This window comes from Mesorhizobium sp. 2RAF45 (assembly GCF_052115225.1).
GTDB classification, from domain to species: domain Bacteria; phylum Pseudomonadota; class Alphaproteobacteria; order Rhizobiales; family Rhizobiaceae; genus Mesorhizobium; species Mesorhizobium jarvisii.
This window is the reverse complement of sequence record NZ_JBFRGG010000003.1, coordinates 714,352-733,149: the sequence shown is the minus strand read 5'-3', so window position 1 is coordinate 733,149 and position 18,798 is coordinate 714,352. Positions and strand designations below refer to the sequence as shown.

General features: G+C 64.5%; 19 protein-coding genes. 9 read left to right on the top strand and 10 right to left on the bottom strand.

Annotation, left to right across the window (positions count from 1 at the left end):
• Positions 1–199: 199 nt before the first annotated feature.
• From AB4Z43_RS12890 to AB4Z43_RS12880, 3 genes are all read right to left on the bottom strand, one after another.
• The gene (locus AB4Z43_RS12890) at positions 200–1,792 is read right to left on the bottom strand and encodes a peptide chain release factor 3 (RefSeq protein ID WP_019862922.1); all 1,593 of its coding nucleotides are present in this window, start codon (positions 1,790–1,792) and stop codon (positions 200–202) included.
• Positions 1,793–1,892: 100 nt separating this feature from the next.
• Positions 1,893–2,822, bottom strand: a complete 930-nt coding sequence (locus tag AB4Z43_RS12885) for a haloalkane dehalogenase (protein WP_441937740.1) — start codon at positions 2,820–2,822, stop codon at positions 1,893–1,895.
• Positions 2,819–3,415, bottom strand: a complete 597-nt coding sequence (locus AB4Z43_RS12880; protein WP_019862920.1) for a TetR/AcrR family transcriptional regulator — start codon at positions 3,413–3,415, stop codon at positions 2,819–2,821. Before AB4Z43_RS12880 ends, AB4Z43_RS12885 begins: the two co-directional genes overlap by 4 nt.
• Before the next feature lie 126 nt (positions 3,416–3,541).
• Between AB4Z43_RS12880 and AB4Z43_RS12875 the strand changes: the two genes are divergently transcribed.
• On the top strand, positions 3,542–4,615 hold the full coding sequence (locus AB4Z43_RS12875; RefSeq protein WP_441937738.1) for an NAD(P)/FAD-dependent oxidoreductase: 1,074 nt from the start codon (positions 3,542–3,544) through the stop codon (positions 4,613–4,615).
• Here AB4Z43_RS12875 and AB4Z43_RS12870 read toward each other — a convergent pair.
• The 3 genes from AB4Z43_RS12870 to AB4Z43_RS12860 all read right to left on the bottom strand — a co-directional run bounded on the left by AB4Z43_RS12870 (position 4,609) and on the right by AB4Z43_RS12860 (position 7,367).
• Positions 4,609–5,982, bottom strand: coding sequence for an amidase (locus AB4Z43_RS12870; protein WP_441937736.1), 1,374 nt, complete (start codon positions 5,980–5,982; stop codon positions 4,609–4,611). The two genes, AB4Z43_RS12875 and AB4Z43_RS12870, sit on opposite strands and share 7 nt — an antisense overlap.
• A gap of 320 nt (positions 5,983–6,302) precedes the next feature.
• A complete protein-coding gene (locus AB4Z43_RS12865; RefSeq protein ID WP_019862917.1) occupies positions 6,303–7,103 on the bottom strand; it encodes a class II glutamine amidotransferase in 801 nt (266 codons plus the stop codon).
• Positions 7,104–7,118: 15 nt separating this feature from the next.
• A complete protein-coding gene (locus AB4Z43_RS12860; protein WP_019862916.1) occupies positions 7,119–7,367 on the bottom strand; it encodes a DUF6356 family protein in 249 nt (82 codons plus the stop codon).
• 113 nt (positions 7,368–7,480) lie between these two features.
• On the opposite strand from AB4Z43_RS12860, the gene AB4Z43_RS12855 reads away from it, so the two are divergent.
• The 6 genes from AB4Z43_RS12855 to AB4Z43_RS12830 all read left to right on the top strand — a co-directional run bounded on the left by AB4Z43_RS12855 (position 7,481) and on the right by AB4Z43_RS12830 (position 11,101).
• On the top strand, positions 7,481–7,951 hold the full coding sequence (locus AB4Z43_RS12855) for an Lrp/AsnC family transcriptional regulator (protein ID WP_020629124.1): 471 nt from the start codon (positions 7,481–7,483) through the stop codon (positions 7,949–7,951).
• 96 nt (positions 7,952–8,047) lie between these two features.
• Positions 8,048–8,533 (top strand): dUTP diphosphatase, encoded by a 486-nt coding sequence (gene dut, locus AB4Z43_RS12850; RefSeq protein ID WP_019862914.1) that lies wholly within the window; start codon positions 8,048–8,050, stop codon positions 8,531–8,533.
• Positions 8,533–9,192: an HAD family hydrolase gene (locus tag AB4Z43_RS12845; RefSeq protein WP_019862913.1), complete on the top strand. Its 660-nt coding sequence runs from the start codon at positions 8,533–8,535 to the stop codon at positions 9,190–9,192. Before dut ends, AB4Z43_RS12845 begins: the two co-directional genes overlap by 1 nt.
• Before the next feature lie 175 nt (positions 9,193–9,367).
• Positions 9,368–9,859 (top strand): hypothetical protein, encoded by a 492-nt coding sequence (locus tag AB4Z43_RS12840; protein ID WP_441937732.1) that lies wholly within the window; start codon positions 9,368–9,370, stop codon positions 9,857–9,859.
• On the top strand, positions 9,853–10,221 hold the full coding sequence (locus tag AB4Z43_RS12835) for a hypothetical protein (protein WP_441937731.1): 369 nt from the start codon (positions 9,853–9,855) through the stop codon (positions 10,219–10,221). The genes AB4Z43_RS12840 and AB4Z43_RS12835 overlap by 7 nt, the downstream gene beginning before the upstream one ends.
• Positions 10,222–10,297: 76 nt before the next feature.
• Positions 10,298–11,101 carry an isocitrate lyase/PEP mutase family protein gene (locus tag AB4Z43_RS12830; protein WP_441937729.1) on the top strand — a complete coding sequence of 268 codons (804 nt, stop codon included), beginning with the start codon at positions 10,298–10,300 and terminating at the stop codon, positions 11,099–11,101.
• Between the two features lie 27 nt (positions 11,102–11,128).
• Here the strand turns inward: AB4Z43_RS12830 and AB4Z43_RS12825 are convergent, their stop codons facing one another.
• A complete protein-coding gene (locus AB4Z43_RS12825) occupies positions 11,129–11,827 on the bottom strand; it encodes a sulfate transporter family protein (RefSeq protein WP_441937727.1) in 699 nt (232 codons plus the stop codon).
• A 94-nt stretch (positions 11,828–11,921) separates the two neighbouring features.
• Positions 11,922–12,824 carry a DMT family transporter gene (locus AB4Z43_RS12820; protein ID WP_441937725.1) on the bottom strand — a complete coding sequence of 301 codons (903 nt, stop codon included), beginning with the start codon at positions 12,822–12,824 and terminating at the stop codon, positions 11,922–11,924.
• 243 nt (positions 12,825–13,067) lie between these two features.
• Here AB4Z43_RS12820 and AB4Z43_RS12815 point away from each other — a divergent pair, with 243 nt between their 5' ends.
• Both AB4Z43_RS12815 and AB4Z43_RS12810 read left to right on the top strand, forming a co-directional pair.
• Positions 13,068–14,060 (top strand): adenosine kinase, encoded by a 993-nt coding sequence (locus AB4Z43_RS12815; RefSeq protein WP_027047691.1) that lies wholly within the window; start codon positions 13,068–13,070, stop codon positions 14,058–14,060.
• Between the two features lie 393 nt (positions 14,061–14,453).
• Positions 14,454–15,146: an antitoxin Xre/MbcA/ParS-like domain-containing protein gene (locus tag AB4Z43_RS12810; protein WP_064984511.1), complete on the top strand. Its 693-nt coding sequence runs from the start codon at positions 14,454–14,456 to the stop codon at positions 15,144–15,146.
• A gap of 12 nt (positions 15,147–15,158) precedes the next feature.
• On the opposite strand, the gene AB4Z43_RS12805 is transcribed toward AB4Z43_RS12810, so the two are convergent.
• Positions 15,159–16,244, bottom strand: a complete 1,086-nt coding sequence (locus AB4Z43_RS12805) for a sensor domain-containing diguanylate cyclase (RefSeq protein WP_019862901.1) — start codon at positions 16,242–16,244, stop codon at positions 15,159–15,161.
• 177 nt (positions 16,245–16,421) lie between these two features.
• The gene (locus AB4Z43_RS12800) at positions 16,422–18,701 is read right to left on the bottom strand and encodes an NADP-dependent malic enzyme (RefSeq protein WP_019862900.1); all 2,280 of its coding nucleotides are present in this window, start codon (positions 18,699–18,701) and stop codon (positions 16,422–16,424) included.
• Positions 18,702–18,798: the final 97 nt, after the last annotated feature.

The window sequence follows — 18,798 nt, the reverse complement described above, 5'->3', positions numbered from 1 at the left end:
GTGTCGGGCGACTTCGCCAAGCCTCGAATCGGATGGCCGTCCGGTTCGAGGCTCAGTCGCTTCCATCGCACAAAGTCTCCTCCGTGCAGATACAAGGGGTGTTCCAGCGGAGTGAGACGTTGGCGTTCCCTGGAACACCCCTCATCCGTTCGCCTTCGGCGATACCTTCTCCCACAAGGGGAGAAGGAAGAAACACAGCTCACGCCGCCTTGTCGCGGACCTGGTAGTCCTTGATGGTGGCGAAGCGGATCGCTTTCCAGCGCTCGGCTTCGTAGTTCAGCGAGAAAGCGTGCTGGGCCAGGAACACCGGGTCGTTATCGAGGTCCCTGGCGATGTCGCCGCGATGCGCCTCGATAAAGCGAAGCGTCTCGGCCTTGTCGTCGGCCGAGATCCAGCGGCAGACGGAAAAGCGCGACATTTCGAACTCGACCGGCAGCGTGTATTCGAAGTTCAGCCGCTCCTTCAACACGTCGAGCTGCAGGGCGCCGACGACGCCGACGATGGCCGGTGAGCCATCCTCGGGCGAGAACAACTGCACGACGCCTTCCTCGGCCATCTGGTGCAGCGCTTCCTTGAGTTTCTTCGCCTTCATGGCGTCGCCGAGGCGCACGCGGCGCAGGATTTCCGGGGCGAAGTTCGGCACGCCCCTGAAAAGAATTTCCTCGCCCTCGGTCAGCGTGTCGCCGATGCGCAGCGTGCCGTGGTTGGGAATGCCGACGACGTCGCCGGCAAAGGCTTCATCCGCCGTGACGCGGGTGCGGGCGAAGAAGAATTGCGGCGCCGACAGGCTCATCGGCTTGCCGGTGCGCACCAGCTTGGCCTTCATGCCGCGCTCGAGCTTGCCCGAGCAGACGCGCACGAAAGCGATACGGTCGCGGTGGTTGGGGTCCATGTTGGCCTGGATCTTGAAGACGAAGGAGGTCATCTTGTCCTCGGTCGCCTCGACCTTGCGGGTGTCGGCCTCCTGCGCGCGCGGCGGCGGGCCGAAGGCGCCGAGCGCCTCGATCAGGTCGCGCACGCCGTAATTGCGCAGCGCCGAGCCAAAATAGACCGGCGTCAGATGGCCCTCGCGGAAGGCATCGATGTCGAGGGGGCGGCACGCTTCCCGCGCGAGTTCCAGTTCCTCGATGAAGGCCTCGCGCTCGTTTTCCGGCAGCAGCCCGGCGACGCGGTTGGAATCGGGGCCGTTGACCGGCGTACGTTCCTTCTCGTCGTCGCCCTTGCGCACTGCGTTCAACGCCAGGTGATAGGTTCCGGAAAACGTCCTGCCGCGGCCGATCGGCCAGGTGATAGGTGCGGTGTCCAGCGCCAGCTTCTGCTCGATCTCGTCCAGAATCTCGAACGGGTCGCGGCTTTCGCGGTCCATCTTGTTGACGAAGGTGATGATCGGAATGTCGCGCAGCCGGCAGACTTCGAACAGTTTCAGCGTGCGCGGCTCGATGCCCTTGGCAGCGTCGATGACCATGACGGCCGAGTCGACCGCCGACAGCGTGCGGTAGGTATCGTCGGCGAAATCCTCGTGGCCAGGCGTGTCGAGCAGGTTGAAGACATTGTCTTCATACTCGAAGGTCATCACCGAGGTGACGACCGAAATGCCGCGCTCGCGCTCGATCTTCATCCAGTCGGACCGGGTCTGGATCTTGTCCTTCTTGGCCTTGACCTCGCCGGCAAGCTGAATGGCACCGCCGAACAGCAGCAGCTTTTCGGTGAGCGTCGTCTTGCCGGCGTCGGGGTGCGCGATGATCGCGAAGGTGCGGCGGCGCGCCACTTCCTCTGGTATTGTTTCGGGCATTCTCTGGGATTTCCGTGTGACAGGCCGGGCTTCTAGCAGCGTAGTGCCGGGCTGTCGACCGGTCCGGCGGCGCGGACGCCCCCGGATGCCATGGCTTGCCTCAGGCCAGCTCGCCCATCCGGTTCGCCAAAACGACCTCCGGAAGCCAGCTGGCGATGGCGCCGCCTATCGCGTCGGCATGATCCTCCTGCAGATAGTGCGCACCAGGCCCGAGATTGATGAAACCGCAGTTCTTCAAACCGGCCGCGAATTCGCGCGCGGCCTGCGGCCCGATCAGCGCGCCCGGATCGCCCGCGAACAGCAGTTTCGGATAGGTGGACAGCCGCAGCGCGCGATGGTCGTGCTGGCTGATGACGGCAACGTCGGCGGGCCGGCCTTCGATGGGCATTTCCCGGGGCAGGCGCAGCACCGGCTTGCGCGATTGCAGCGTCGGGAACGGTGCCCGGTAAGCGTCCATCTCGTCGTCACTCATCGTGCGCAGCACCGAGGCCGGCAGCACTTTCTCGACGAAGACATTGTCTTCCAGGACCAGCTTTTCGCCGACGCCGGGCGTGCGGAGCGCCTTGAACATTTCGCGGGCTTGCGGGCGCTGGTGAAAATCCTCCCAGCGCTCGAAGGGCCGGATGAATTCCATGAAGGCGAGGCCGAGGATGCGCTGCGGCCGCCTTGCCGCTAGATGGAAGGCAAGGGCCGTGCCCCAATCCTGCGCGACCAGCACAACATCCCTGATGTCGAGCGCGTCGAGGAAAGCATCGAGATAGCGGACATGGTCGAAGAAGCGATAGTCGATATCGGGCTTGCCGGACTGGCCATAGCCGATCAGGTCAGGCGCGATGCAGCGGCCGAACGGGGCGACATGCGGGATGATGTTGCGCCAGATATGGGACGAGGTCGGGTTGCCGTGCAGGAACAGCACGATCGGGCCGGACGCTCCCGCCTCGACATAGGACATGGTCGAATCGAGTGCGGGAATCTGCAAGCGTCTCGGCGCGGTGGCGACCGGCTGAGGCGGGTTGGCTTTCGAACTCATGGGGTCGGCTCCTTTGCAAACACCGTGCTGAAGATGACTTTCTTGAACCGCTCGAGCGGTTCGGGGCTGCGCTCAACCTTCATGCGCAGCATGGCGCCCTGCCAGGACGACAGCAGGAAGTCGGCGAGGTCCTCGGCCTCGAAGGTCTTGGCGATGTCGCCGGCCGCCTGGCCTTCGGCGATGCAGACGGCGAATGGCTGGCGCCAGCGCTCGAAGATGGCGACGAGCTGCAAACGCAACGGCTCGCTGTGCACGGCTGTCTCAAGGCTGAGATTGCCGATCATGCAGCCGCGCGCCCAGTCATGCGCCTCGAGCTTCGAGGTGATGACGTCGAGGTAGCGGCGCAGCCTGCCTATGGGCGGCGTGCCGTCCTGCGCCAGCGCAGCCTCGACCAGCCCGCTGACATAGGTGAAGTAGCGGTCCAGCACTTCGCCGACGAACGCCTCCTTGGAGGCGAAATGGTTGGTGAAGGATCCCGGCCTGGCGTCGGCGGCGGCAACGATGTCGCGCACGCCAGCGGCGGCATAACCTGAATTCCAGATGGTCCGGAAACCGGCGTCGAGAAGTTTTTCGCGGAGTGATTGTCTAGCCATGTTCAAATAATACGTACGTACGTATTGATGTCAAGCGCATATTTTTACCGTGTCCGATGTTGGCAAGCGACGAATGGGGTGGCACTGCAAGAGCGTCCTCCGCGGACAACAGGTAAAGGAGTGAACATGGCTGCGGTGAAACAAGTGATCGTCATAGGCGCCGGCATTATCGGCGCCTCGATCGCCTGGCATCTGACCAGGGCAGGAGCGCAGGTCACGGTCATTTCCGAAAGCGGCGCGGGTGGTGTCGCGACGCCCAATTCCTTTGCCTGGATCAACGCCAGCTGGGGTAACCCCGAAATCTATTTCCGGCTGCGCACCCGCGCCATGGCCGAGTGGAGGCGACTGGCGAACGAGTTGCCTGGGCTGCCGCTCGCCTGGTGCGGCGGGCTATGCTGGGACCTGCCGGCCGACCGGCTCGAAGCCTACGCGGCCGAACATTCTTCATGGGGCTATCGCATCGAACGCGTTGGCCGCGAGCGGGCGGCGCAAATCGAACCCAACCTCGTCGAACCTCCTGAATTCGCTGTTTATGTCGCGGAGGAAGGCGTGGCCGAGCCGGTTGCGACGGCCAGGGCCTTGCTGGCGGATGCCGAACGGCATGGCGCGGGGGTCATTGCCAGCACGGTCTCGGCGCTGGCCCAGGCCAACGGCAGGACGACCGGCGTGGACACATCTCACGGGCTGATTGCCGCCGACGAGGTGGTGATCGCCGCTGGCGTCGGCTCTCCGGACATCGCCGCGACGGCCGGCATCAAGCTGCCGATCGAAACGCCGCCCGGCCTGATCGTCCATTCGCGGCCCCACAAGAAGCTGCTCAACGGCCTGGTGCACGCCGAGAGGCTGCATGTGCGCCAGACGGCCGAGGGCCGCATCATCGCCGGCTCGGATTTCGCCGGCGGCGATCCCGGCCAGAACCCCGAAGCGACGGCGCGCGACCTGTTCGCGGTGACGAAGGCGGCGTTGCGCGGCGCCGAGGGGCTGGAACTCGATTTCCACACCATCGGCTACCGCCCCCATCCGATCGACGGCTTTCCGATCATTGGCCGCGCCGAGGGCATGGGCGGGCTCTATGTCGCGGTGATGCATTCGGGCATCACGCTGGCGCCGGCCGTCGGCCTGTTTGCGGCCATGGAAATCCTCGACGGCGAGCGCGACCCGCTGCTGGCGCCCTATGGGCTGTCGCGCTTTGCTCAATAAGCCGGCGGGCGGCGAAAGCCCCCGGTAAGCGGCTCAATGGCCGCAGCGACACCAAGCAGCCGCGCCTCCGACCAGCGTTTGCCAACCAGTTGCAGGCCGATCGGCAGGCCGTCGCGATCTTCTCCGCATGGCATGGAAAGCGCCGGATGGCCGCTGTAGTTGAAAACGGCGCCATAGGCCGGCAGCATCCAGTAGTCCTGATCCTTGCCGTCGACCTTGATCGGCGTGCCCGGCTCGCAATGCGAGAAGGCCGTGGTCATCGCCACCGGGCAGAGCAGCGCGTCCCAGTCGTCGAAAAACCGATCCCAGGCGAGAATGGATGTGTCGCGGCGGGCGAGCGCTTTGAACCAGCGCGAGATCGGTGTCGGTCGCTCCGGCGGCTCCGGCTGTGCGGCCTCCATCATCATGCCGATCAGCGCGCCGCCCTGTGCGAGATCGTCGTGCAGGTCGAGCTTATGCAGTTTCGCTTCCGCGACGAGGGCGCCGGCCGATTGCAACTGACTTGCGAGTTTTTCGACTGCGACGCCGATAGCGCCGGCCACCGGCAAGCCGGGGAAGGACGGCGCGAAGGCAATGCGCAATGTCTTCAGGTCGAGCTTCGGCGTGGTCTCGACCGGCACCGGCGCCAGATCGGCGTCACGCCCATCCGGCCCGGCGATGATTTGATAGACCAGCGACAGGTCATCCACGCCGCGCGCCAGCGGGCCGAGGCAGGACATCAGCCGCACGCTGCGTGCGGCATTGCCAGGATTTGGGAAGGCGCCGGCCAGCGAGACGCGGTGTTCGGTCGGCTTCAGGCCATAGACGCCGCAGAAGGCGGCCGGCAGCCGGATTGAATCCTGCATGTCGGTGCCGACATCGAACGGCGTCATGGCGGCCGCCACCGCCGCCGCGGCGCCGCCGCTGGAGCCGCCCGCCGTACGCTCAAGGTTCCATGGATTGCTGGTGCGCCCGAACAGCGGATTGTCCGACTGCCAGTCCGACAGCATGGTGGCGACATTAGTCTTGGCCATCAGCACACCGCCGGCCGCCTTCAGTCTCGCAACGACCGGGCTGTCGTGGCTCGCGACATAGTCGGCGAAGGGCGGGAAGCCGACCGTGGTTTTCATGCCGACGGTTTCGTGCATGTCCTTCAGCGTGAAGGGAACGCCATGCAGCGGCCCGGGCGTGGCGCCGCGCGCGAGTGCCGCGTCGGCCTTCTTTGCGCGTTCGCACGCGCCCTCCCTGTCGAGCGAGATGACTGCGTTGACGCCTTCATTGTGCCGGTCGATCTGCGCCAGATGGGCATTGAGTGCTTCGACGGCGGAGATTTTGCGCCGAGCGATGGCGGCGGCGAGTTCGACGGTTGAGGAGAAGACGGGATTCATGATCAAGGCTCCGGCTTGGCCGCTTGGTTGGAAAATGGCGGACAGCGGCACGACTTCAAGCGGAGTTGAGCATTCGGAGCTTGGCTGCGTTTGATCGGAATTGCGCCGGCCGTCTGTTGAGGTCGGTACTCTACGGCGCCCCCCCTCTGTCCTGCCGGACATCTACCCCACAAGTGGGAGATTAGCAGCTTCGGCGCTTCGCTCAGTCTTGCAACGTTGGAGATTGGCGAAAGCCGTCGCGACATCCGATCTCCCCCCGTGGGGAAGATGTCCGGGAGGACAGAGGGGGGCGCTGGCCCCCGGCGTAGCTGCAAGTGCGACTAGACGGCCACGGCCAGCCTGGCCGATGCGGGCGCGAAAGGACGGATGGCCATGCCATCCCCAGTCATGGTGACGAAGCTCGACGGCGGGATCGCCTGCCAGTCTCCACCCTCGCGATCGAAAGGTTCGGAGACGATGCAGCGGCCGCCGCCTTTGCGCAAGGAGGAGGTGTAGAGCGTCGGTGCATGGGCGTCGGTGGCATAGCGCACCGCGTGCAGCGCCTGCCCGTCCGAGAAGGCGGCGGTGAGTTTCAGTGCCGGTTCGAGGCCGGCGCGGCGCGAGGCGTCGAGCACACGGGCAGTGGCGCGCGAGACCGCGCCTTGCGGGTCGCCAGCCAATCCCTCGTCGATCATCAGCAGGAAGAACAGTTCGGAATCGGTGGTGCCTTCGCGCTGGTCGAAGACGGCGTCGGACAGCGAATTCTCCAGCGCGCGGCGGATCTTTTCAAAGCCGCCGATCTGGCCGTTGTGCATGAACGACCAGGGACCGGAGATGAAGGGATGGCAGTTCATGCGGCTGGTGGCGCCGCCGGTCGAGGCCCGCACATGGGCGAGGAACAGGCCGGATTTGATCTGCCGGCACAGGCTCTTCAGATTGGGATCGGACCAGGCCGGCAGGATGTCGCGGTAGAGGCCGGGCTGCGGCCGGTCGCCATACCAGGCGAGGCCGAAACCGTCGCCATTGGTCGGCGACTTGGCTTCCTGGGCGCAATGGCTCTGGGCGATCAGCGAGTGGCAGGGCGCCGTGAGAATGTCTTCAAGAAAGACCGCTTCACCGAGATAGGCCGCCCACCGGCACATCGCTTCTGTCGTCCTCTAGGCGCGATCCATGAGAGCCGCCGGCTCCTTGGTCGCGTGTGTGCCTCTGTTGTGCGTCCGTTCGTAGAGCTCGCGGACGATTCGGCTGGCGGTAGTCTCGAAGAGAAATGGCAAGAAAGCGTGAACGAGCGCGGCGCCCGCCGCCAGCAGCAGGCGCGAGGAGAACCAGGCGGCAAAGGCCATATGGCCGAAATAGGTTTCGCCGACCTTGGCCGGATGGGAAGTGAAGATGCTTGCGACCGACATTTAGATCCCCTTCAGCGCTTGCGTTCCGATATGAGTATCCTGACACGCTTCGTCGGTTCATCGGTCCCAAAATGTCCTTGTGTTTTGTCATTCCGCAGGACAAACATCCCAATATGGCGCTGGATATCGATGAAATAGACCGAAAACTGCTCGCCGAATTGCAACGCGACGGCACGTTGTCGGTCGACCAGCTGTCGGAACGGGTGGCGTTGTCGCGCAATGCCTGTTGGCGGCGCGTCAAGCGGCTGGAGGAGGATGGCGTCATCACCGGCCGCGTGGCGCTGGTCGATGCCGACAAGCTCGGGCTTGGCCTTTCGGTGTTCATTCTGGTCCGTACGTCCAACCATGATCCCGACTGGTTGCAGAAGTTTCGGGCGGCGGTGACCAGCCTTCCCGAGATCATCGGCGTCTACCGCATGTCCGGCGACCTCGACTATGTCCTGCGTGCCCGTGTTGCCGACGTGAAGGCTTATGACCGGCTCTACCAGCGGCTGATCGCCAAGGTGGCGCTGTCCGATGTGTCCGCCTCCTTCGTCATGGAGGAGATCAAAGAGACGACAATTGTTCCAATGGAAGTGCGCTAAAGCGTGCTCAGGTCATAGTGATGCCTGAAAGAAAGCCGTTGATAGCGGCGCGGGCGAATTGACCGAATCGGCAATCGCGCCGATAGGATCGATTTTATGCGCGCAGCCCTCCAAAACTCCTCCGTCATCGGTCCGACCGTCGGCTTCGTCAGATTGCCGCATGCTGAAGGACTTCCCCTCCCCGCCTACGAAAGCACCGGCGCCGCCGGCATGGATCTTCGCGCGGCGGTACCCGACGACCGGCCGCTGCTGATCCTGCCGGGAAAACGGGCTTTGGTGCCGACCGGGCTGATCCTGGAGATTCCCGAAGGCATGGAAGGCCAGGTGCGGCCGCGCTCCGGCCTTGCCTTCAAGCATGGCCTCACCGTGCTCAACTCCCCCGGCACGGTCGACAGCGACTATCGCGGCGAGGTGAAGGTGCTTTTGATCAATCTCGGCGACGAGGATTTTGCCGTGACGCGCGGCATGCGCATCGCCCAGATCGTTTTCGCCGCGGTGACGCAGGTGGCCGTCGAAGAGCGTTCGCTGGCTGGCGGCACGGCGCGTGGTGCGGGCGGGTTCGGATCGACCGGCACCGCCTGATGCAAATACCAAAGCTGGTTATCTTCGACTGCGACGGCATCCTCGTCGATACGGAGAATCTCGCCAATCGACGCCTCGCCGAATGGTTGGCGGCTGCCGGCTATCCGACAAGCTTCGAATATTGCCGCAAGAATTTCTCCGGCCGCAGCATGGCTTCGGTGCAGAAAGAGATCGAGGCGGCGACCGAGGTCCGGCTTGGCGCCGATTTCGTCGAGCGCTGGAATGCCGGCCTGCCGGACCTGTTTTCCCATGGCGTCGAGGCGATCCCCTATGTCCGGGAATTCATTGAGACGGTCCGCGCGGCCGGCATCCCCTATTGCGTGGCCACCTCGGCCAGGATTTCGAAGATGCACATCACACTCGGCCAGACCGGGCTGTTGCCATTGTTCGAACATGCGATGTTTTCCTCGACCATGGTCGGGCGCGGCAAGCCGTTCCCCGACCTGTTCCTGCATGCGGCCAAGACCATGGGCTTCGCGCCCGTCGACTGCATCGTCATCGAGGACAGCGTCGCCGGGACGCAGGCCGGTATCGCCGCCGGCATGCGGGTGTTTTCCTATCATGGCGACCCCTATTCCGACCGAGATGGCCTGATCGAGGCCGGCGGCATCCTGTTCGACGACATGCGCGAGCTGGCCGGGATGGTGCCGATCCACTGATCCGGTTCCGGCACGGCTGCACGATGCTGGAACCCGTGCTGCTAGAGCGTTTCACCGTTTCATGGAAACGGCGAACCGCTCTAACTCTTTGTTTTGACGCAATTCCAGGCGGAAAACCGCTCACACTTTTCCTGGAACTGCTCTAGCGTGAGTGGCCTGATCTTGGGGGGCGCTCATGCAAACGAACCTTTTCCGCTTCATCCTCGCCGTGATGCTGCTGCCGCTCTTGTGGACCGCGGCCGGCGCGCAAACCGTCAGCTTCCCGGATCTCGGCAGCGCCCTGCCCGGCCGCAGCGATGTCACCTATCTCGACCTGGCCAAATTGGTCATCCCGAGCCTCGCCTCGGACGGGAATGGTTTCTACAAGGGCGGATTGCCGATCGAGATGCGCCATGTCGAGGGACCGGATAGCGGCGGCTCGCCGCCAGAGACATCCAGCTTCCCCAATGCCGCCGTGCTTCCCATCAGGGCCGGCGGCCAGGACCGACTGGCGATGCTGTTCGACCTTGGCGACTCTCCCGACAGTGCAGAGGCTATGCTGTGCTGGCGCTCTACGACGTCACGGCCAAGCCGAAACTGCTCGATGCGGCCAATGTCGCGGTCGACCGCAGCACCTATTTTCGCGAGCCGAACAAGCTCTCGATCGGCGCCGGCGACGACATGCTGATCACCATGAGCACGCATTTCAATTCGAGCCAGGGCTATGTGATCACGCCGCTGATCATGGTCCGCGACGACAAATTCGAGCTGGTCGACATGATCTACACGTTCGACGAAAGGCTCTGCGCCTACAGCCGCAAGCAGGATGTGACCTTCCAGACCATCGCCGACGGCCAGCCCTATGCCGCCGTCAAGGTGACGGTCACCGACAGCACCGTGCCAAGCGATGAAAGCTGCGATGACGCGCCGCCCGAAGCGTCGTCGCACGACATTTCCGTTACCTATCATTGGGACAAGAAGACATCGCGCTACGTCAAGGATTCCGACGCGTTCGAGAAATTGGCAGCAGAGAACGAGAAACGCTTCTGAACCAAGCGCATTTATTTGCCCGGCCGAAGACGGCGCGATAGCATCCGCCCCCAAACACTTGTGATGGGGAGCATTCATGGACAAGGGCAAGATCTTTCGTGACCTGCATGCCTCGACTTTCGTCATGCCCAATCCCTGGGATCCGGGCACGACCAAGCTGCTCGGATCCTTCGGTTTCAAGGCGCTGGCGACGACCAGCGCCGGCTTTGCCTTTTCGCGCGGCCTGCCGGACGGCGCGGTGACCTTCGAGCAGATGATCCATCACTGCCGCGAGGTGACGGCGGCCACCGACCTGCCGGTCTCCGCCGATCTCGAGAAAGGCAAGGGCGACAGCGCCGAGCGGGCCGCCGAAACCATCTTCGCGGCGGAAGCCGCCGGCCTTGCCGGCTGCTCGATCGAGGACCACACCGGCGATCCCGACAGGCCGATCTATGATTTCTCCCACGCGGTCGAGCGCGTCGCGGCGGCGGCGGAGGCGGCGCGGGCCTTAAGACGCGATTTCGTCTTCACGGCGCGGGCCGAGAATTTTCTGTGGGGCAAGTCCGATCTCGACGACACCATCAAGCGGCTGCAGGCCTTCGAGAAGGCCGGCGCCGACGTGCTCTATGCGCCTGGGATCGGCGACGTCGAGATGGTGCGAACGTTGTGTTCGGCGCTCAGCAAGCCGGTCAACGTCATGGCGAAACCGGGCTTCACCATCGCCGATCTCTCAAAGGCCGGAGTGAAGCGCATTTCGCTCGGGCCGTGGCTGACCAATTTCGCCTATGGCATGCTGGAGACGGCGACGCGCGAAATCCAGCAGGACGGCACGTTCGGCTTCACCCGCGCCGCCATGCCGTTCGGCAAATTGCAGGCGCTGTTCGGCAAATCCCCGGATTAAACGGCGGCCGTCATAAGACGACCGTGGTCAGCGACGGCTTTCCCGCGCCGAAACCGCCTTGTGCAGATGCACCATCATGGCGGCGGCGAAGAGCGGCGTCAGCAAATTGAGCAGCGGCATGGCAAGGAAGGCCGCTATGACCAGCCCGGCGAGAAACACCGTGCCGGCATACTGCCGGCGCAAGGCCCTGGCTTCATCCTCAGGGCGAAAGCGCATCGCGGCGAATTCGAAGAATTCGCGGCCGAGCAGATAGCCGTTGACGATGAAGAAGGCGGCGATGTTGATACCCGGCACCAGCAGGAGCATGAGCGCCACGATGTTGCCGAGAATGACGACGCCGAAGAACTTTATAGCCAGCACCAGCGAGCGCAGCGCCGGCATGGCGCGCCCGACCGGGTCGCGGGGATAATCGGTGCGCTCGACCACTTCGGCGACATCGTCGAGGAACAAGCCGGCGATCACCGCCGTGACCGGCGCGACGAGCAGTGCCATGCCGAAGGCAAGGGCGATGGCCGCGATGATGCCGCCAAGCCAGCCGGCCCAGGACGGTATGCCCGGCAACAAGGTCTGGAGCCATGGTAAAGCCAGCCACTCGACAAGGCTGGTCAGGCCGAACCACAAGGCGACCAGCGCCAGCACGGTCAGGCCGAGCGTCTTGATGAACACGGCACGAAACGGCGGCGAGAGCAGCTCGAAGACCGCGATGCGGGCAGCGTCGAAAATCACCGTGTTTCACCCCCCGGGTCGCAGGACACCGCCGGAAGGCGGGACGCTTCCGAGATAGGCAGCGCGGGCCGCGAGCACAAGTAAATCGGGGCGTCTAACGGGCGAAGGCCGGCTTACGGACCGGAATGGTCATGGCCGCGACGCCGGCCACGACAAAAGCCATGCCGAGCCACGCCGTCGGCCCCAGGCTTTCGCCGAGGAAGACGGCGCCGATGCCGACGCCGATCGGCACGCGCAGATAGGCCTGCGACGTGGTGCCGACGGAACCCAGCGTGTGGATGAGGCGGAAATAGATGACGAAGGCAAGTGCGGTCGAAAACACCGACAGGCCGAGCAAGGCCAGGATCGACGCCGTCGATGGCGCGAGCGCCCAGGGCTGGTCGACCACCAGGCTGAGCGGCACCAGCATGACCGCGCCGCACAGCATCGAGCCTGCCGCCGGCAGCATCGGATCGAGACCCTTGAAGCTGCGGCCGAAAATGGCGGCCCCGGCATAGCAGATCGTCGCCACGACGATGGCGACCTGCGCCCACAGCTCGTGGCCGAGACCACCCAGCGCCTCCGTGCCGACAATAAGGCAGATGCCGGCTATGCCGGCACCGACACCGATCAGCTTGCGCACCGTGACCGGCTCGTGGCGGGTGATGAGCGCCGTCAGCAGGAAGGTGAAGATCGGCGAGGTCGCGTTGAGGATGGTGGCGAGGCCGGCATCGACCGAGCGCTCGGCCGCGGCGATCAGCGTGAACGGTATGACGCTGTTGAGGCAGGCCTGGAAGGCGAAGCGGCGCCAGATGGCCAGGTCGTGCGGCATCGCAAGTCCGCGCCAACGGATGACGGCGAACAGGATGCCGCCGGCGATCAAGGTGCGGGCGGCGATGAAAGTCACCGGAGGGATGGTTTCGACGCCGATCTTGATGAAAGTGTAGGAAGCACCCCACAGCACAGCCAGCACACCGAGCAATGCCAGGTCGGTTGTCGTGTCGTTCTTTGCGGACATGGGCCTGCCGTATTCCGATGTGATCGATCGGGCTGACTTGTAGGCAACGCCGCGAAGAAATGCTTCGTCCACGGTCGAATTGTCGTAGCGCCTGGCGTGTCGCGCTCCAGGGCTCGTTGCAATTCAGGTCAGGCCGGCATCACCTGAATAGCAACATGCCCTAGGCAAAGCCGCCGCGAATCGCTAAACCCGCGCCCGGCCAGCGTGACAAGAAGCCGGCTCGGGTTTTTGGCGGAGACATTGATGCCGGATTATGACGTGCTTTGCATCGGCAATGCCATTGTCGACATCATCGCCCAGTGCGAGGAGGCATTCCTCGAAACCAACGGCATCATCAAGGGCGCGATGAACCTCATCGACACCCACCGCGCCGAACTGCTCTATAGCCGCATGGGTCCGGCGATCGAAGCCTCCGGCGGCAGCGCCGGCAACACGGCGGCTGGCGTTGCCTCTTTCGGCGGCCGCGCCGCCTTCTTCGGCAAGGTCTCCAACGATGGGCTGGGCGAAATCTACGCCCACGACATCCGCGCGCAGGGCGTCGCCTTCGACACCAAGCCGCTCACGGGCGAGCCGCCGACGGCGCGCTCGATGATCTTCGTCACACCCGACGGCGAACGCTCGATGAACACCTATCTCGGCGCCTGCGTCGAGCTTGGGCCGGAGGATGTCGAGGCCGACAAGGCATCGGGCGCCAAGGTCACCTATTTCGAAGGCTATCTGTGGGACCCGCCGCGCGCCAAGGAGGCGATCCGGCAGACGGCCAGGCTGGCGCATGCGGCAGGCCGCGAAGTCTCCATGACGCTGTCGGATTCGTTCTGCGTCGACCGCTACCGCGACGAATTCCTCGAGCTGATGCGCTCGGGCACGGTCGACATCGTCTTTGCCAACAGCCACGAGATCAAGTCGCTCTACCAGACATCGTCCTTCGACGAGGCGCTGGCCAAGATCCGCAAGGACTGCAGAATAGCCGCCGTCACCCGCTCGGAAAAAGGCTCGGTCATCGTGCGCGGCGACGAGACCGTGGTGATCCAGGCGACGGCGATCCGGGAACTGGTCGACACGACGGGCGCCGGCGATCTCTACGCCGCCGGCTTCCTGCATGGCTATACGCAAGGCCGCGACCTCAAGACCTGCGGCGACCTTGGCTCACTGGCCGCCGGCCTGGTGATCCAGCAGATCGGCCCAAGGCCAAGGCAGAACCTGCGCCGCGAGGCGGAACAGGCTGGGTTGCTGTAGAGCTCCTTTCCCTTCTCCCCCTGTGGGAGAAGGTGTCGCCGCAGGCGACGGATGAGGGGTGTTCCAGGGAACGCCAACGTCTCACTCCGCTGGAACACCCCTCATCCGTCTTGGCGCTACGCGCCAATCCACCTTCTCCCACAAGGGGAGAAGGAAAAGCGGACCGCTTCTCACCGTCGCGCAGTTGTCACATATCGCTCCTACACGAAATCGAGAGCGTCCCGTGACTGACATTTCGGGGCGCCCGCAGTCAGATGGGATGTTGAAAAGATGCAAGACAGCAAGCTGTCGGGCGGCGCGATCCGTTGCCGCCATGATTTCCGTTTTCCGCAGTAGATATTCAGCAATCGGCCGCGGCTGAGGGAGGAGCGCACGCGGCCGGAAGACATGTGCATGAGCAGATTTCAGACAACCGGTCTTGGACAGGACGACTTCGCGGAGATGGTCGCGGAGGACGTCGAACGTGCGCTTGCCCATTATGACGAAGCGATAAACCAGTCCACCGTGGTCTCGGTCGGCAAGATCGCCGGCAGCATAGCATCCGCCGTCACCTTGCTGTCGCCAAAGCACCAGCGCGCCATCGACGCCATCCATGCCGACCTTCCCGGCCTTGCCTCGAAATTCGTGCGCGCACTGGCGGCCGAAGCCGCGCGCCGCAGCGAAGCCGGCGTCACCGATATGCCGAGGGCGTTGCCGGCCGATGAAACGCTTGCCCCGCCGCCACGGTCCGACGACCTCGAATCGATGCTGATCGAGGACTGGGCCGGCCGCGTCGCCGGCTCGACCTATCTGGAGGAAAACCTGCGCATCGCCCGCTCGACCCTGCACCGCTGGCAGAGGCGCGGCGACGTCATCGCCTTGCGCAAGGGCGGCCGCAAGCACGTTTTCCCGCTGGCGCAGTTCGTCGACGGCAGGCCGGTCGCCGGCATAAGCAACGTGCAGTCGCTGATAGGCAATCCGAGACTTGCCTGGCTGTGGCTGACGCGCCCGGCGGCACAGCTCGACGGCCGCGTTCCGATCGACCTGCTGCGGCAGGACCAGATCGAGGAGGTCGTCGAAGCGGCACGGGCGTTCGCGCCGGGCTGAAGCCGGCGATAGCTACGCCGTCTTGCGAAGACGAGGCCTGGGCGATGGCTGTTGTGGCGCCATTTCGCTCGCGGTGACGAGCCGGTTTCGGCCGCTCTTTTTGCCGATGTACATCAGCCGGTCGGCGAGCGCGATCAGCGCTTCGGAGTCGCCGGCTTCCGCCGGATACATCGCCACGCCAACGGTGCAACCGACCTGGATGGCGCCATTGGGCGCGGGGACCTTGATTCGCAACCTTTCCAGGATGCGTTCGGCGACGCGCACGGCCTTCTGCCGTGCCAGCTCGGTGTCGGCCGAGAACAGGAAGGCGAACTCGTCGCCGCCGAGCCGGGCGACGAAATCTGCGCTGCGCAGGATCGAGCGAAGCTGGCTCGACACACGCTGCAGCAGCGCATCGCCGGCCTCGTGGCCGAGCGTGTCATTGACTTCCTTGAACCGGTCGAGGTCGATGAACAGCAGCCCGGCCGCCTCGCCGGTGGCGCCGCAGCGGGCGACCACCGATTTGAGCTCGTTGTGGAACGCACGCCGGTTGGGCAGGTCGGTCAAGGCATCGTGGTTGGCCGAATGGTCGCTCTGCTGCTTCGCCACCTCGATCTCGCGCTTTTGCGCGGAGAGTTCCTCGTTGGCGGTCTTCAGATCCAGGACCAGCTGGGCGTTGAGGTCCTCGACGACCTTGCGGTCGCTGATGTCGACGACGAAGCCCTCCAGGAATTCGAGTTCGCCGGCTTTGTCCCAGACACCGCCGCCGATCTCGCGGACCCAGAGCGGTTCGCCGGCCCTGGGCACGATACGGTAGTCGACGTTCCAGTTGCAGCGCGCCTCGAGCGCGGCGTCGACGGCGGCATAGACCGATGGCAGGTCATCCGGATGGATGGCCGAGACATAGTCGCGCACCGCATTGTGGATGAAATCGCTCGGCCGATAACCGCTGACGGTGAAGATGCCGTCGCTGATATAGAGCATGGTGTAGGACGCGTCGTTGCGGCAGCGGTAGAGATAACCGTCCATGCGGCCGGTAATGCTGAGCAAGGCGTCCAGCCGCTCGTCGTGGTAGACCCCCGGGCCGGCCGTGGGTACGGAAACTCCGTCATGCTTCATGGCCGCACCCCCATTTAGCGGTCTGAGCGCGCCGTGGATGCCGTTACGGCATGCGGCAAGAGTTTCCGTATATCAGGTGAATCTTATCAATCTGTTATGGGGAGCCGACGGCGTTTCGAGCGCCGCCGGGTTCGAAGAGCCGGATCGTTGGCTTCCGCCTTCGACGCGGACCGGCCCTCAAGTCCCCGCCGTGTACGCCGCGATCGCCGCCATGTTGACGATGTCCGAGTCCTTGGCGTTCAGCGAGACGATCTGCACCGGCTTGTTCAGGCCGACCAGCAACGGGCCGATGACCGTCGAGCCGCCGAGTTCCTGCAGCATCTTGGTCGAGATCGAGGCCGAGTGGAAGGCCGGCATGATCAGCACATTGGCCGGGCCGGTGAGGCGGATGAATGGGTATTGCGCCATGGCGCGGGCATTCAGCGCGACGTCGGCGGCCATTTCGCCGTCATATTCGAAATCGACGCGGCGCTTGTCGAGGATGCGCACGGCTTCCTGGACGCGTTCGGAGCGCTCACCCTGGGGGTGGCCGAAGGTGGAATAGGCGAGCATGGCGAGCCTCGGCTCGTAGCCCATGCGGCGGGCAAAGCCAGCCGCTTCCTCGGCGATATCGGCGATCTGCTCGGCATTCGGCATGTCGTGCACGGCGGTGTCGGCGACCAGCACGGTCTTGCCCCGCGCAAGCACGATCGAGACGCCGATGACGCGGTGGCCGGGCTTGGCGTCGATGACGCGGCGGATGTCGTCGAGCGCGGTGGAATAGTTACGGGTCACGCCGGTGACGATGCCGTCGGCGTCGCCCAGCGCCACCATGCAGGCGGCGAAATGGTTGCGGTCGTTGTTGATCAGGCGCTGGCAGTCGCGGAACAGGAAGCCTTTGCGCTGCATGCGCTCGTAGAGATAGTCGGTGTAGATGCCGTTGCGGCGCGACAGCCTTGCATTGATGATCTCGATGCCTTGCTTGTTCAGGTCGATGCCGGCGTGCTTGGCGTTTTCCTTGATGACGTCGTCGCGGCCGAGCAGGATGGCGGTGCCGAGGCGCTGGTTCACATAGGAGACGGCAGCGCGCATCACCTGCTCCTCCTCGCCCTCGGCGAAGACGATGCGCTTGGGCTGGCGGCGGACGCGGTCGTAGATGCGCTGCAGGGTCGAGGCGATCGGGTCGCGGCGAGCCGACAGTTCCTGCGCATAGCGGTCGAGGTCGAGGATCGGCTTGCGGGCGACGCCCGACTCCATAGCTGCCTTGGCAACCGCCAGCGGAATGGCGGAGATCAGCCGCGGGTCGAACGGTACCGGAATGATGTAGTTGGGCCCGAATTTCGGCCGGTTGCCCTGATAGGCGGCGGCGACGTCGTCGGGCACGTCCTGGCGCGCCAGTTCGGCCAGCGCGCGGGCCGCGGCGATCTTCATGTCGTCATTGATGGTGGTCGCCCGTACATCCAGCGCGCCGCGGAAGATGTAGGGGAAGCCGAGCACGTTGTTGACCTGGTTCGGATAGTCCGAACGGCCCGTCGCCATGATGGCGTCGGTGCGGATCTCGGCCACTTCCTCCGGCGTGATTTCCGGATCGGGATTGGCCATGGCGAAGATGATCGGGTTCTTGGCCATCGATTGCACCATGGCGGTGGTCAGCGCGCCCTTGGCCGAGAGGCCGAGGAAGACGTCTGCGCCGTCGAGCGCCTCGGCAAGGCTGCGTGCCTCGGTTTTCACCGCATGCGCCGACTTCCACTGGTTCATGCCTTCGGTGCGGCCCTGGAAGACCACGCCCTTGGTGTCGCACAGGATGATGTTTTCGGGTGCGAAGCCCATCGCCTTCATCAGCTCGATGCAGGCGATGCCGGCGGCACCCGCGCCGTTGCAGACCAGCCTGGTGGTCTTCATGTCGCGGCCGGTGATCTCCAGCGCGTTGATCAGGCCGGCGGCCGAGATGATGGCGGTGCCGTGCTGGTCGTCGTGGAAGACCGGGATGTCCATCAGCTCGCGCAGGCGCTGCTCGATGATGAAGCACTCCGGCGCCTTGATATCCTCGAGGTTGATGCCGCCGAAGGACGGCCCGAGGAAGCGCACGCAGTTGATAAACTCGTCGGCATCCTCGGTGTCGACCTCGAGGTCGATGGAATCGACATCGGCGAAGCGCTTGAACAGCACCGCCTTGCCCTCCATCACCGGCTTGGAGGCCAGCGCACCGAGATTGCCGAGGCCAAGGATGGCGGTGCCGTTGGAGATGACGGCCACCATGTTGCCGCGCGTCGTATAGTCGAAGGCGCGGCTGGGATCCTCGGCGATGGCGCGCACCGGCACGGCGACGCCTGGCGAATAGGCGAGGCTCAGATCGCGCTGCGTCGTCATCGGCTTGGTGGCGACGATCTCCAGCTTGCCAGGCCGGCCCATCGCATGGAATTCGAGCGCTTCCTGCGCGCTGACGGACGGACCGTTGTTCTCGGTTTTCCTGGCCATGATGCTTTTGATTTCCTCGCCGGTGCAGCACCTCCTTGAAGCGGGTGCTTTGTTTCGGTCCGAATTAAGACCACGCGCCGCCGCGTGTAAACCGCCA

Coding starts and splice junctions, on each gene's coding strand:
- AB4Z43_RS12800 (WP_019862900.1), bottom strand. CDS start 18,701: ATGGCCAGGAAAACCGAGAACAACGGTCCGTCCGTCAGCGCGCAGGAA.
- AB4Z43_RS12865 (WP_019862917.1), bottom strand. CDS start 7,103: ATGTGCCGGTGGGCGGCCTATCTCGGTGAAGCGGTCTTTCTTGAAGAC.
- AB4Z43_RS12815 (WP_027047691.1), top strand. CDS start 13,068: ATGCCGGATTATGACGTGCTTTGCATCGGCAATGCCATTGTCGACATC.
- dut (WP_019862914.1), top strand. CDS start 8,048: ATGCGCGCAGCCCTCCAAAACTCCTCCGTCATCGGTCCGACCGTCGGC.
- AB4Z43_RS12810 (WP_064984511.1), top strand. CDS start 14,454: ATGAGCAGATTTCAGACAACCGGTCTTGGACAGGACGACTTCGCGGAG.
- AB4Z43_RS12885 (WP_441937740.1), bottom strand. CDS start 2,822: ATGAGTTCGAAAGCCAACCCGCCTCAGCCGGTCGCCACCGCGCCGAGA.
- AB4Z43_RS12890 (WP_019862922.1), bottom strand. CDS start 1,792: ATGCCCGAAACAATACCAGAGGAAGTGGCGCGCCGCCGCACCTTCGCG.
- AB4Z43_RS12875 (WP_441937738.1), top strand. CDS start 3,542: ATGGCTGCGGTGAAACAAGTGATCGTCATAGGCGCCGGCATTATCGGC.
- AB4Z43_RS12835 (WP_441937731.1), top strand. CDS start 9,853: ATGCTGATCACCATGAGCACGCATTTCAATTCGAGCCAGGGCTATGTG.
- AB4Z43_RS12870 (WP_441937736.1), bottom strand. CDS start 5,982: ATGAATCCCGTCTTCTCCTCAACCGTCGAACTCGCCGCCGCCATCGCT.
- AB4Z43_RS12820 (WP_441937725.1), bottom strand. CDS start 12,824: ATGTCCGCAAAGAACGACACGACAACCGACCTGGCATTGCTCGGTGTG.
- AB4Z43_RS12830 (WP_441937729.1), top strand. CDS start 10,298: ATGGACAAGGGCAAGATCTTTCGTGACCTGCATGCCTCGACTTTCGTC.
- AB4Z43_RS12860 (WP_019862916.1), bottom strand. CDS start 7,367: ATGTCGGTCGCAAGCATCTTCACTTCCCATCCGGCCAAGGTCGGCGAA.
- AB4Z43_RS12845 (WP_019862913.1), top strand. CDS start 8,533: ATGCAAATACCAAAGCTGGTTATCTTCGACTGCGACGGCATCCTCGTC.
- AB4Z43_RS12805 (WP_019862901.1), bottom strand. CDS start 16,244: ATGAAGCATGACGGAGTTTCCGTACCCACGGCCGGCCCGGGGGTCTAC.
- AB4Z43_RS12880 (WP_019862920.1), bottom strand. CDS start 3,415: ATGGCTAGACAATCACTCCGCGAAAAACTTCTCGACGCCGGTTTCCGG.
- AB4Z43_RS12840 (WP_441937732.1), top strand. CDS start 9,368: ATGCAAACGAACCTTTTCCGCTTCATCCTCGCCGTGATGCTGCTGCCG.
- AB4Z43_RS12855 (WP_020629124.1), top strand. CDS start 7,481: ATGGCGCTGGATATCGATGAAATAGACCGAAAACTGCTCGCCGAATTG.